The sequence below is a fragment of the Alkalihalophilus sp. As8PL genome (assembly GCF_040939795.1).
Taxonomy (GTDB): Bacteria; Bacillota; Bacilli; order Bacillales; family Bacillaceae_D; genus Alkalihalophilus; species Alkalihalophilus lindianensis.
The window spans coordinates 2517155-2530650 of sequence record NZ_CP162551.1 but is presented as its reverse complement, the minus strand read 5'-3'; the positions used below and the strand labels follow the sequence as shown (position 1 = coordinate 2530650).

Annotated in this window: 13 protein-coding genes and 1 riboswitch; all 13 genes read right to left on the bottom strand. The window is 41.1% G+C overall.

All coding sequences use genetic code 11. The features are described 5' to 3' along the window. Nucleotides 1-144 precede the first annotated feature (144 nt). Nucleotides 145-1692, bottom strand: a complete 1548-nt coding sequence (locus AB3N04_RS14210; protein ID WP_368503380.1) for a Na+/H+ antiporter NhaC family protein — start codon at nt 1690-1692, stop codon at nt 145-147. A gap of 127 nt (nt 1693-1819) precedes the next feature. Beyond that, nucleotides 1820-1996, bottom strand: a riboswitch (Lysine riboswitch). A 70-nt stretch (nt 1997-2066) separates the two neighbouring features. Further along, a complete protein-coding gene (yunB, locus tag AB3N04_RS14205; RefSeq protein ID WP_047974008.1) occupies nt 2067-2810 on the bottom strand; it encodes a sporulation protein YunB in 744 nt (247 codons plus the stop codon). A gap of 72 nt (nt 2811-2882) precedes the next feature. Next, nucleotides 2883-3368 (bottom strand): dihydrofolate reductase, encoded by a 486-nt coding sequence (locus AB3N04_RS14200; protein WP_368503379.1) that lies wholly within the window; start codon nt 3366-3368, stop codon nt 2883-2885. Continuing rightward, nucleotides 3365-4159, bottom strand: coding sequence for a thymidylate synthase (locus AB3N04_RS14195; protein ID WP_368503378.1), 795 nt, complete (start codon nt 4157-4159; stop codon nt 3365-3367). Before AB3N04_RS14195 ends, AB3N04_RS14200 begins: the two co-directional genes overlap by 4 nt. 16 nt (nt 4160-4175) lie before the next feature. Further along, entirely contained in the window at nt 4176-5276 is a 1101-nt protein-coding gene (locus AB3N04_RS14190) for an HD-GYP domain-containing protein (RefSeq protein WP_368506061.1), read from the bottom strand. A 159-nt stretch (nt 5277-5435) separates the two neighbouring features. After that, complete coding sequence (locus AB3N04_RS14185) at nt 5436-5744, bottom strand: YunC family protein (RefSeq protein ID WP_368503377.1); 309 nt, start codon at nt 5742-5744, stop codon at nt 5436-5438. An 80-nt stretch (nt 5745-5824) separates the two neighbouring features. Continuing rightward, entirely contained in the window at nt 5825-7195 is a 1371-nt protein-coding gene (locus tag AB3N04_RS14180; RefSeq protein ID WP_368503376.1) for a bifunctional UDP-sugar hydrolase/5'-nucleotidase, read from the bottom strand. A gap of 12 nt (nt 7196-7207) precedes the next feature. Beyond that, nucleotides 7208-8032, bottom strand: coding sequence for a sulfite exporter TauE/SafE family protein (locus AB3N04_RS14175; RefSeq protein WP_368503375.1), 825 nt, complete (start codon nt 8030-8032; stop codon nt 7208-7210). Between the two features lie 29 nt (nt 8033-8061). After that, nucleotides 8062-8910, bottom strand: coding sequence for a DUF72 domain-containing protein (locus AB3N04_RS14170; RefSeq protein WP_368503374.1), 849 nt, complete (start codon nt 8908-8910; stop codon nt 8062-8064). Nucleotides 8911-9074: 164 nt separating this feature from the next. Further along, nucleotides 9075-10472: a Fe-S cluster assembly protein SufB gene (sufB, locus tag AB3N04_RS14165; protein ID WP_317121412.1), complete on the bottom strand. Its 1398-nt coding sequence runs from the start codon at nt 10470-10472 to the stop codon at nt 9075-9077. Between the two features lie 60 nt (nt 10473-10532). Continuing rightward, nucleotides 10533-10970: a Fe-S cluster assembly sulfur transfer protein SufU gene (sufU, locus tag AB3N04_RS14160; protein WP_317121413.1), complete on the bottom strand. Its 438-nt coding sequence runs from the start codon at nt 10968-10970 to the stop codon at nt 10533-10535. Continuing rightward, entirely contained in the window at nt 10960-12180 is a 1221-nt protein-coding gene (locus AB3N04_RS14155) for a cysteine desulfurase (protein WP_368503373.1), read from the bottom strand. Before AB3N04_RS14155 ends, sufU begins: the two co-directional genes overlap by 11 nt. Then, nucleotides 12180-13487: a Fe-S cluster assembly protein SufD gene (sufD, locus tag AB3N04_RS14150; RefSeq protein ID WP_368503372.1), complete on the bottom strand. Its 1308-nt coding sequence runs from the start codon at nt 13485-13487 to the stop codon at nt 12180-12182. The genes AB3N04_RS14155 and sufD overlap by 1 nt, the downstream gene beginning before the upstream one ends. Nucleotides 13488-13496 lie beyond the last annotated feature (9 nt).

Here is a 13496-nt window from a genome sequence, read left to right as displayed (position 1 = left end):
TTTTTATTATAATGATTACCCTGGGGTTTGTCAAAATAAATTTAAGAAAAATGTCACATTTATTAAAGGTTTTATTAAATCAATCCATAAAAGAAGGTAATAAGACCCAAAAAAGGCTTCTGCTAGGATGCAGAAGCCTTTTCGCTACGCTTCAATCGGCGTAGAGAGCTTTTTCAATATAAGAACGGTAATGACAAGTAAGACGAATGCCGTCAGCAATGTTAAGATCACACTTCCAGTTGCACCAAGTACAAGATAGGAAAGTAACGTAATCACAGCTGCCACAATCGCATACGGAAGCTGCGTAACAACGTGGTCAATATGATGACTTCCTGCTCCTGTAGAAGAGAGGATGGTCGTATCTGAGATAGGTGAGCAATGATCTCCGAAAATCGCTCCAGCAAGAACTGCTGCAAGCATCGGAAGCATCATCGTAATATCAATAACGGCAGCCATTTCTCCTGCAATCGGAAGTAGCAAACCAAACGTTCCCCAAGATGTTCCAGTTGAGAATGCAGCAAAACCGGCAATTAAGAATAAAATCGCTGGCAAGAACATTGGGTGGATGTTTCCATCGACTAGAGAAGCAAGATATTGCCCTGTTCCTAAATCACCAATTATCGCAATGATCGTCCAAGCGAATAGTAAGATATAAATAGCTGGAAGCATGGACTTAATCCCAGCCCAGATTGTTGCGCCAAGATCACGTGCTTCAGTCTTCTTTATGAGATTAAGCACTAAAGCAACAGCAAAACCAATTAATCCACCATATAATAGTGATGTTGCGACATCTGTATTTTCAAAGGTCGAAAGGATTGTTGCCGCACCTTCACTAGCTTGAATACCCGTAATAATCATGAATGCAACGGTACCAACAACCAAAGCAACGATCGGCCATACAAGATCGCCTACACGTCCTTTGTCACTAACTTTAACATCATCTTGGTCTCCAGGGATTGCACCTGACTCAGGATCAACAAGCTCTCCTGTTTTTAAAGCGCGTTCCTCATGGACTCTCATTGCTCCAAAGTCTAACTTGAATAATACAACAGCTAAAACTAACCCAATCGCAACTAGTGCATAAATGTTCATTGGGACCATTAACATAAAGGCTTGCAGACCTTCGTATTGTGTGACGCCATGCGTAGCAAGAATACCTGCAATAATCGTAATGATATAAGCACCCCAACTCGATACGGGTGCAATGACACACATCGGAGCAGCGGTAGAATCAACTAGATAAGCAAGTTTAGCACGGGATACACGGTGACGGTCGGTTAGCGGACGACTGACATTTCCAACCGTTAAGCTGTTAAAGTAATCGTCTATAAAGATTAAAATACCTAAAATAACCGAAACCATTTGAGCGCCTACTCGTGTTTTTACACGTTTCATTGCCCATTCACCAAATGCACGGCTACCTCCAGAACGAGTAACAAGTGCTGCCATCATTCCAAGTAACAATAGGAAAAAGATAATATAAAGTTCCCAATCATTGATGGCTCCATCTACAACAAATATAGCTCCTACAATTGAAGCAATTTCGACTACACTATCGACTGGATTGTATCCATTTAGCATCAGTGCGCCGACAATAATACCGACACCTAGTGACAATAGAACTCGTCTCGTTAAAATAACCATAACAAGCGCTAGCACTGGTGGCAGTAACGATAAAATTGAACCTTCCATTCGGTCCATCCCCCTTTGATATAATATGTTGATACAGGGATGTTTCCTATACTCATCTGTATGAGAGTATAAAAAAAGCCAATAACGGTTACCCATTATTGGCTTTAATAAGCACAGGTATCCCCATCACAACAGTAGTTCTCCACAGCTAATCAGCTGTGACAGTGTTACATTTCTTCAATGTAACCCCAGCAGAAAAGATCTGACTCCTCTTTCCCACTTCGGCAAATGAACCTTTTCACACTTCTCTACGTTGTCATCCTCCAAGTGCGTACTCTTTTACATTCGCGCCTCTACCCCACCATGCTGATGAGGCAACTCACATTATTAAGTTTGCCGAATTATCTTATCATAGTTTTACATGGTTGACAACGTTAATTATCACCACCTCCTAAGGAAGAACCAGGAGCAGGTACAATCATCCCTCCCCCTTCAGAATAATATTCAGGTACGTCTCCTTGAATATTGATCAAACCAACAGGGATGGTCGTTTTGATCGCTTCTGTATTCGTTGCAAACGGGATAACAATTTTAACGTCGACTACTACATCAAAATTGACTGACATGGTCGTGTTATTAATGCCAGTATTAAATGTTTTCATATTAAGATCCGTCTTCACATCCCCAATCGCTGAGAATCGCACTGGAACTTGCGGACCGAGATGAGCGAGTAGAGCATTATTGGTTGCTTGCCCTAAAGGAATCGTGTAAATAATGCCTCCATCAGAGGTGAAAGCTTCCTCGTTCTCAAATGAAACATCAAATGTTTCACCTTGCTCAATCGCCTTTAAATGACGTTGAACTCGATTGGTGGCTTCTGACAAGATTCTATTATACATCTGCGTATTAAATTGAAGCGTATTATCAGCATCCCTTATAAATAATTCTCCTTGATCAAGATCCGATGCGATTTTTTTCGATACGGCATCATTAATCGCGCGAGTTGCGATGACTCTCGTTTCTGTTGTTGCAATGTGGACAAGTGTTGGTCTAATTCCTTTCTCAATAATCCAAAGTCCTTGCACAGTAAGGATCACAAATATTAAGAAGGATAAGAGCAGCACATACCGAAATGGTAAAGGACCTTTCCGGGGTCTCGATGGTTTACCGAATCTCACGTTGAAAACCCCCTTTGCCTAATGTATATGCAAAGGGGGTGGACAATTTGACTTGTATTTCTTTACGAACGATTACTTTTTTCTCTCATACACACAGAAAGTATGTGGGTAACGGTTCTTTTCATCTACAATACCTTCATCTGCTGAGAGGAGCTTCCATTCTTCTTCCTGGATTTCAGGAAAGAACGTATCACCATCAAATGTTTCATCAATATGGGTTACGTATAAACGATCGACCTCATCCCAAAATAACGTAAAGAGCTCAGCTCCACCAATAACGAAGCATTCGTCCTCTTCCTTGGCAAGTTTCACGACATCAGCGACTTGATGCACAACGTCGCAGCCATCAGCTGTATATGCTGTATTCCTTGTAAGGATCACGTTTCGACGTTTAGGTAGTGGTCGTCCAATTGATTCATACGTTTTGCGTCCCATCACAATCGTATGTCCTGATGTGACTCGTTTAAAATGAGCTAAGTCTGCAGGCAAATGCCATGGTAAGTCATTATCTCGTCCGATTGTTCGTTCTTTATCCATTGCAACGATATAGGCGATCATACAGATACCTCACCTTTGATGTGTGGATGAGGATCATATTCAGTAAGCTCAAAGTCATCGATGGTAAAGTCAAAAATAGATGTAACTTCTTTATTTATTTTCATTTTCGGAAGTGATCTTGGCTCTCTTGTAAGCTGTAGCTTCACTTGTTCCATATGGTTCGAATAAATATGGGCATCTCCAAATGTATGAACAAACTCACCAGGCTCAAGGTCTGTTACTTGAGCGATCATCATCGTTAAAAGAGCATAAGAAGCAATATTAAATGGAACACCAAGGAAGATATCCGCACTACGTTGATAGAGCTGACATGATAACTTGCCGTCATTTACGTAAAATTGAAACAAGCAATGACATGGGGCAAGGGCCATCTCATCAATTTCAGCAGGATTCCAAGCAGTCACAATCAGTCTTCTAGAGTCAGGATTCGTTTTGATTTGCTCCACCACTTCTGAAATTTGGTCTACTACTTTCCCATTTGCACCTTCCCATGAACGCCATTGTTTACCGTATACAGGACCAAGGTCTCCAGATTCATCTGCCCACTCGTTCCAAATGCGTACATTATTTTCTTGTAAGTAAGCAATATTAGTCTCACCTTTTAAAAACCATAAAAGCTCATGGATGATGGAACGTAGATGAAGTTTCTTTGTTGTAAGAGCAGGAAAACCATCTCCTAAATTAAATCGCATTTGATAACCAAAGGTACTAATCGTGCCTGTTCCTGTTCGATCTGACTTCTCTTCCCCTTCTTTGAGTACATGCTCACATAGTGTAAGATACTGTTTCACTCTCGCTCATCCCCTTTTAATTTGCAGTTGCTAATGTAGTTTCCGTTTCAATAATGGTCGTATCCAAATACTCCATTAAATCGATATCATACGGCAGTTTTAGTTTTCTTCCATTTTCGCTAAATACACGAATCACAGGTCTGGTACTCATTTGTTTATTTTGCCTAATCACAATCGCCAGGCGTCCATCATTTAATTTCACGGTTAAGCCGACTGGATAGATGGCAATGGTTTCTCGAAATGTCTCGACAAGTCCTTTATCAAAAAGAATGCCTGCACCTGAATAAAGCAATTCAAGTCCTTCATGAGGGAGCATCGGCTTCCTGTAAACCCGATGAGAAGTAACCGCGTCAAAGACATCTGCTATTCCAATAATTTTAGCATAAGGATGGATGTGGGCGCTTGTTAGCCCTCTAGGGTAGCCATTTCCATCAAGTCGTTCATGGTGCTGAAAGGCGCAGTGAGCGGCTAGCAGCGGTATATTAGGTACATCTCGTAGCAGATCAAAGCCTGCTCTTGGATGTGTTTTGATTAGTTCAAATTCTTCTTTATTTAAGCGTCCTGGCTTATTCAACACTTCAATTGGAACAGCGATTTTCCCTACGTCATGCAATAGGGCTCCAAGTCCAATCTCATTTAATTGTTTTGAGGAATAGCCCAGCTTCATCGCAAGTCCTAATGTGTAAATGGTTACATTGAGGGAGTGGGTGAATATGTAATGATCGTACACATACGTTTCTGAAAGCATAGCTAAAGCGTCTGGATTATGTTTAATGTCTGCTAGAATCGATTGAACAACAGTAGAGAAATTTTGGCTTAATTGATCAAGATTCACTGTCTTTTTTAAAATAACTTCTTCACTAATTATTTTAAACTCTTCTTTAATCGTTTTAATCGCCCGTTTCTTGGTCTCATCACGTATAACCGAATCAACCATAATATCATTCGTCAATTCGTCCTCAATATAGATATAATGGATGCCCAATTCAACTAAACGAGTTAATAACCGTCCAGTTAATACCGCTCCCCTAAAAAGTAAAATTTGACTACTATCGTTATAAATATCTCGGCCTAACTTCACTCCAGGTTCAACACTTTTAACAGCAACTAATCGCATCTTGTTCACCCTAATCCTCGTGTCATTTACACTTTTCTCTTACAAAGTGTAACGCAACTACGGGAGAACGTGAAGGGAATTTTATATGAAATTAGCTTTATGAACAAAAAGCCTCCGATACGCAACCAACAGTAGATTGTGCATCTAAGGCTTCATTTATTACTCGTACTTCATTTTTAAAAGAGCGTCTTTCCCCTTCATCCCAACTGTTATGCCAAGCTCTTCAGCTTCAAGTGTCACCGACTCAAGTGGTGCCTCTAGCAGCTGCTCAATCGTTCTTACGCCCACTGCACGTCCTGCCACTATCTTTCGTTCTTTAAGCTTTTCGTTTAGCAGGCCAACATCAAGGGCACCGCACATAATATAACCAATATCATTGGTAACAGCCATAAAATTTGTTTTAGGCAGTTTTAACGTAACTGCTATGAACATTTCATTTTCAATGGTAATAGGTGTCATTTCAAGCATGTTCTCTCACACTCCCCTTCTAGCAATCATCCGTATTCATTACTACGATATGACCTAGAAAAGAAATGAGTGAACATCGACTATGCCCAAATTTGGCCTAGCTTCCAACTGAGCACATCTCGTAACAATTCAGGCATGTAATAGGTTTTCTTTTTCGAATCGGCAATCGCTGGATAGAGATGGCCGAATGTATACATATCAAGTGTGGCAACCGTATAGATCTTGGTTAAATCAATTGGTCTTCCTTCAATCAAAATGTCAAGAACCTGCTCATTTTGATCCAGTTCCACTTCAATACCAGTGAAGATCATTCTCCCTAAAATCTTACCGCGAAATCCAAAACCCTTTAATGCCAGAGTTCTCATCTCAGAAGAAAATGCTCGAATGATCGTCTTACGTAATGCTTCACCTGATAGTTCCACCACACAGGGATTAATCGGGTGCGGACATGATTTGTGAATATCACGTTTTGTTACAGGTCCTTTTTCAAACGTATCAAGAAGTACACCGGCATTCATCATTCCGATGCTCTCTTTGCACCATTCCGTCAAGGCATCACAAAGTAATTGAGGCGCTTCAGATTCATCTTGCCAAGATACATTCAATGAAGTTGGTAAGGTCGCTACTTTCTCATTTAAAACCTTTTGAGCATCTATCAAGAGCTCCTCTAGTAATTCTACTGTTAGCGGATCTTCTACTTCTAAACTCCTCGGGTCAATCAACTCTGCTTTATCTGCTACAACAGAACGAGTCGTCATATCAACATCAATCGTGATTTTGCCAAGAAAGGCCCCATGCTTTCCGGCTTGAGCAATTAACGTACCATAGCGCCTTTTCCCTTTTTCTAACACATGGTGGGTATGGGCTCCTAAGATAACATCAATTCCTTCCACCTTCTCTGCTAACTCTTCATCACGAAACAATCCAAGATGAGAAAGGACGACAACCACATCTACTTTATTTCGAACCTCTCCGACCCATTCTTTAATGGCATCTATTGGCGGGGTAATCTCCCAGTTAAGCTGCTTATAAAATTGACTAAAAGGTGCCGTAGCTCCAATAAAAGCGATCTTCACTCCATTATCCGTATGATGGATTTCATATGGTTTTGCCCACTTCGGACGCTCGCCATTCCTTTTGAAGAGATTAGCAACCAACACAGAAAATTTCGCTTGGTCGTATAACGTGTCTAACTCCTCATGAGAAAAAGTGATACCTTCATTGTTTCCAATCGTAGCGTAATCGACGTTTGCTTCGTTTAAAAGCAACGTATTTCCCTTTCCTGCTGTAGCCTCCGTCATGAGATGGCTGCGGTCTGCATGGTCTCCTAATTCGAGATACACACTATTTGGATCTCGATGTTTTTTTATGTAGGCAACAAGCTTTGCCCATGTTTCAAATCCACTATGAATATCATTCGTGTGAAATAATGTTACTCTCTCTATAGACATTGTTGCTCCTCCCTATGCCCCGCTCATTCCTTGATAAATCAAACGTATTGCAGCAATAATTAAAAAGATTCGAAGTGCAAGTAACAATGCATTGCCAGATAAGCGTCTGTTAATTGCTGCTCCTGCTATTCCTCCGATGTACGCACCAGGAATTAAAGCTAGTGCATATAGCCAGTTCACATTCCCAAGTACAATATGCGAAATCGAACTCGTTAATGCGGAAAGTAAGATCATAAACATCGATGTCGCAACCGCCATATGAGGAGGAAAATGAAAGAGAATGATCATCGCAGGCACCATTAGAGAGCCTCCCCCAATCCCAAATAGACCAGATAACATCCCTACAAAAAAAGCGATCATAATGGCAAGAATAGGACGGTAGCCATACACACGCTCCTTCCCAAGCTCGTCTATGTATGTATACTTCATTCCCTTTTCAGACAAGGGCCTTGGCTTTAAATAAGGACGAATAAAGAGCACTGCGGAAACGATAATCATAAAGATCCCAAAATAGATCATAAAGGGCTCAACTTCTAAAAAACGATTCAACCATACTCCAACAAGCGCACCTGGACCACTTCCACAAAAAAAGAGTAATCCGCTTTTATAATCTACTTTCCCTTGTTTCATATACGCTAAGGTTGAAGATAATCCTGTGAAAATCATAATTAATAATGATGTACCTACAGCGACTTGCGGGGTAATGCCAGCTAATACACCAAGAGTGGTGCTTAAAATTAAGAGTGCCGGCACCACAATAATTCCTCCACCCAACCCGAGTAAACTTCCAAACGTGCCTGCAATAAGGCCAACAATAATGAGTACTATCCACTCCATAAAAAGGACCGTCCTTTATCTTTCTTTTATCATTCCGAAAATAAATTAAGTTGCCTAGGAGCAAGCCCTGTGTATTCAATGTCCATTAAAGAAATCATCTCCTTGGCATTGCCAGCAGCATCTCCCCCTGAGTTATTATTAAAAATCATGTAGATCGTTTTCGACTCGTTTTTAAGTAGTTCGAGGTTTCTCTTCCACTCCTCAAGTTCATGGTTTTTATACTGATATAAATAGCGTACATCTCGCCACTTGCCGTTCCCAGGATCATTCCAGCCATGACGATTTCGACCGTGCATACGAATTAATGTCTTTTCTTCATTTGTCGCATGCAACACGGTTGGAATTGAACCAATACCCGCCTGTGGCTCATCGCATATGCTATGAATCCAATTTTCTTCTTTCATAAAGGAAAGGGTTCGTTCTCTCATGTCTGTTGTAAACCAAGTCTGGTTGCGGAATTCCAGTGCACAAGGGATATCCTTTAATTGTTCTTTGACATACCGTATGTAATCAACATGCTCTTTCTTACAATCAAACCAAGGTGGGAATTGGCAGAGAACCATCGCAAGCTTTCCAGCTGTTAGAAGAGGTTGAAGTGACGCGATAAAAGCTTGAAACATCTCTTCTTTCGTATCAAATGGGGCTGAGCCTTTCTGGTGTCCGGTCATTCCTTGGTACGCTTTCACAATAAATTGAAAGCCAGGTGGTGTCTCTCTTGCCCACTTTTCCATGTTACGCAATGGTTGAACGGCATAAAAAGAAGAATCTAATTCAACAATCGGATAAAAACTTGAATATGTCTCAAGCTTCGCATGACTTGGTGTTCCCTCATATAAATCATCATGATCTCCCCAACCCGCTAATCCAATATATATCAACGAACTCACCTTTCCTTTTTGAAGAAGATAAAGTGTAGTAATTGTGTTGCTGCAAGTAAATGACGTTTAATCTCCAAGGTTGTAATATGTAGAAAAGAAAAGCGAATCCATTATGGACCCGCTTTTCATACGTGCAAAGCACGTTCTCAATCATAATCCAATTCTTAACCGATTGAACCTTCCATCTCAAACTTGATGAGACGGTTCATTTCAACGGCATATTCCATTGGAAGTTCTTTTGTGAATGGCTCAATGAAGCCCATTACGATCATTTCTGTTGCTTCTTGTTCAGAAATACCACGGCTCATTAAGTAGAAGAGTTGATCTTCAGATACTTTTGAAACCGTCGCTTCATGCTCAAGTGTAATATTGTTATTTAAGATCTCATTGTATGGGATCGTATCAGATGTTGATTCGTTATCCATAATCAATGTATCACACTCAATTTTCGATTTAGACCCTTCAGATTTACGTCCGAAGTGACAAATACCACGGTATGTTACTTTACCACCGTGCTTTGAAATTGATTTTGAAACGATGGTTGAAGAACAGTTCGGCGCCAAGTGATGAACCTTTGCACCAGCATCTTGGTGTTGTCCTTTACCCGCGATAGCGATTGAAAGGATCGTACCTTTTGCTCCTTCACCACGCATAACAACTGCTGGGTATTTCATCGTAAGTTTTGAACCGATGTTACCATCAACCCATTCCATTGTTGCACCAGCATCTGCAACGGCACGCTTTGTCACGAGGTTGAAGATGTTTGGAGCCCAGTTTTGAATCGTAGTGTAACGGCAATATGCGTTTTTCTTAACGATGATTTCAACAACTGCACTGTGTAGTGAGTTCGTTGAATAAACAGGAGCTGTACAACCTTCTACGTAGTGTACAGAACTATCTTCATCAGCAATGATTAGGGTACGCTCAAACTGACCCATGTTCTCAGAGTTAATACGGAAGTATGCTTGAAGTGGCGTATCCGATTTAATCCCTTTTGGCACATAGATGAAAGATCCACCTGACCATACAGCAGAGTTTAGTGCTGCGAATTTGTTGTCAGTTGGAGGAATAATCGTACCAAAGTGCTCTTTAAAAATTTCTTCATGCTCGCGTAGAGCTGTATCTGTATCAGTGAAAAGAATACCTTGTTCAGTAAGCTCTTCTTTCATGCTGTGGTAAACAACCTCTGATTCATACTGAGCCGATACACCTGCAAGGTACTTTTGCTCAGCTTCAGGAATCCCAAGCTTATCAAATGTGTTTTTGATTTCTTCAGGAACTTCATCCCAAGACTTCTCCGACTTCTCAGATGGCTTTACGTAGTACGTAATGTCATCAAAGTGGAGTTCAGAAAGATCGCCACCCCATTGAGGCATAGGCATTTTATAAAATTGCTCTAACGATTTCAAGCGGAAATTAAGCATCCATTCAGGCTCGCTTTTCATACGTGAAATTTCTTCTACGATCTCACGAGTTAAACCACGTTTTGAACGGAAGATTGATACGTCACGATCCGAGAACCCGTATTTGTATTCACCGATTTCAGGCATTTTTTTAGCCATTTCGGAAAACCTCCTTAGATTGGTGCTTACTCTCACTATAACAAAAGTGAGAGTAAACCTCTATTCTTTTTCGTTTAGGCCTTTCTCCATTGCTTTCCATGCGAGTGTTGCACATTTAATACGCGCTGGAAATTTTGAAACCCCTTGAAGTGCTTCAATATCGCCTAAATCAAAACGATCTTCATCATACTCTTTTCCAAGCATCATGTTGGAGAAGATCTCAGACATTCCGATCGCTTCCTCAGCTGTTAACCCTTTTACCGCTTGAGTCATCATTGATGCAGAAGCTAGGCTGATTGAACAGCCCTCTCCTACAAACTTCGCTTCAGAAATACGATCGCCTTCTAGCTTCATTTGAATCTGTATACGATCACCACATGTCGGGTTGTTCATGTTGACTGTTAATGTGTCTCCATCAAACTCTCCGCGATTTCGTGGATTTTTATAATGATCCATAATCACCTGTCGATACAAGGTATCAAGGTTATTAAAAGACATCGCCAAAGTACTCCTTTGTTTTTACTAAGCTCTCTTTGAGTGTATCTACATCTTCTTTTGAATTGTAAATGTAGAAGCTGGCTCGAGCCGTTGCTGTTACGTCAAGCCATTTCATGAGTGGCTGAGCACAGTGGTGACCTGCTCGAACAGCAATTCCCTCTGCATCAAGGACAGTCGCAACATCATGAGGATGAACATCATCTAAATTGAATGTCACAACGCCTGCACGATGCTTTGGTCCAAAAATCGTCATTCCATCAATCTCGGAAAGACGCTCCATTGCATAGAGAGCTAGCTCATGTTCGTGCTTTTCAACTTCATCTAGACCAATCTCATTGAGAAAATCGATGGCAGCACCTAGACCAATTGCTCCTGCAATAATTGGTGTACCGCCTTCAAATTTCCAAGGTAACTCTTTCCATGTTGATTCTTGAAGTCCAACAAAATCAATCATCTCGCCACCAAACTCAATTGGCTCCATCTTGTTTAGTAACTCTTTCTTCCCATACAAGGCACCAATTCCAGTTGGCCCACCCATCTTATGACCTGAGAATGCGAAGAAATCACAATCTAAATCACGTACATCGACCTTCATATGAGGGGCACTTTGTGCTCCATCAACAACCATAATCGCACCGTTACGATGAGCAATCTCTGCAATTTCTTTAACAGGATTAATCGTACCAAGTACGTTTGACACTTGCATCACTGAGACAATCTTTGTTTTCTCACTGATTGTCTCTTCTACATCTTTAAGGTCAATCGTACCGTCGGGTTGAAGTGGCAAATACGTTAATGTTGCACCAGTCGTGCGCGCTACCTGTTGCCACGGGATGATATTGCTGTGATGCTCCATCGGCGTGATGACAATTTCATCACCTGCCGAAAGATTAGCACGACCATAGCTTCCTGCTACAAGATTTAGTGCAGTTGTGGTACCACGAGTAAAGATAATCTCTTCGGCTGATGTTGCATTAATAAACGTACGAACCTTCTCACGCGCTCCTTCATATTCATCAGTCGCCATTGTTCCTAGTGTATGAACACCACGGTGCACATTAGAATTATAACGACGATAATAATCATCAAGCTTCTCAATGACGGATGCAGGCTTTTGTGAAGTCGCTGCACTATCAAGATAGACAAGAGGATGTCCGTTTACATGTTGGTCAAGAATCGGAAAGTGTTTCTTGATCTCAGCTACGTTCATTACAGAACTTTCCTTTCAATTGCTTCACGCAATTGCTCTTTTACTGATTCGATCGGTAATTGAGTGACAACAGGAGCTAAGAAACCATGAATAACAAGTCTTTCTGCTTCTTTACGAGAGATACCACGGCTCATTAGATAGAACATTTGAAGCGGATCAATACGACCTACAGAAGCAGCATGACCTGCTGTTACATCATCTTCATCAATAAGAAGAATCGGGTTCGCATCTCCACGCGCTTTTTCACTAAGCATAAGCACGCGCTCCGTTTGTTCCCCATTTGATTTCGTAGCACCATGCTCAATCTTTGTAATCCCGTTAAAGATTGCTGTTGCGGAATCACGCATAACACCATGCTTTAAAATATATCCTTCAGAATTCTTTCCATGATGGAAGATCTGTGTTGTGAAATTTTGTTTTTGATTGCCGCGACCAATGGTAACAGTTTTCGTATCTGCCCAAGAACCATCCCCTACTAGATGAGTTGTGTTCTCTGACACTGTGTTTCCATCGTTCATTTGACCAAGTGCCCACTCAAGACGAGCATCTCGATCAACATGTCCACGACGTACAACATACGTAGTCACATTGCTTGAAAGGTTGTCCACTGCTCCAAATGCTACTTTAGCTCCTTGCGCTGCATATACTTCAGCGACAATGTTTGCTACTGTTGCATCTTCACTAAGTGATACATAGTTTTCAACGTAAGTGACTGAGCTATTCTCTTCTGCTACAACGATTACATGGTTGAATAAACCAGCATCTTTTGCACCAAGCGCATAAACCGCTTGAAGAGGCACTTCTACTTCTACATTACGTGGCACATAGATAAATGCTCCTCCATTAAGTAACGCAGCGTGTAGAGCCGTTAAACGGTTTTCGTCAACTTGAACAGCTTCACCGAAAAGATATTTCTTCACAAGGTCCTCATGCTTAGCTACAGCCGTTGCAAGATCTGTGAAAATAACACCTTTGTCCGTTAATTCTTTCGAAGTCTTCGTGTATACAGTTGAACCATCTTGTTGAGCAAGCAGGGTTTCTACTTTATCTTCTTCACCAACAAGGTTACGAATTCCCTCAGCAAGAGAAGCGACATTATCTGCTGCTTTTACTTCAGCAAGGTTATAGCTACCAGCTGTGAAATTCCATTTATCTATTTTCGTTTTTTCAGGTTTCGGAAGAGCAAGCGTATCAAAAAGCTCTGCTCCTTTTAAACGGATGTCTTTAAGCCATGTTGGCTCATTGCGTCCATCCGAGAATGCTTGAATTTGTTCTTTATCGAACGTTACTTTTGTCTCGATTGACATACATACCCA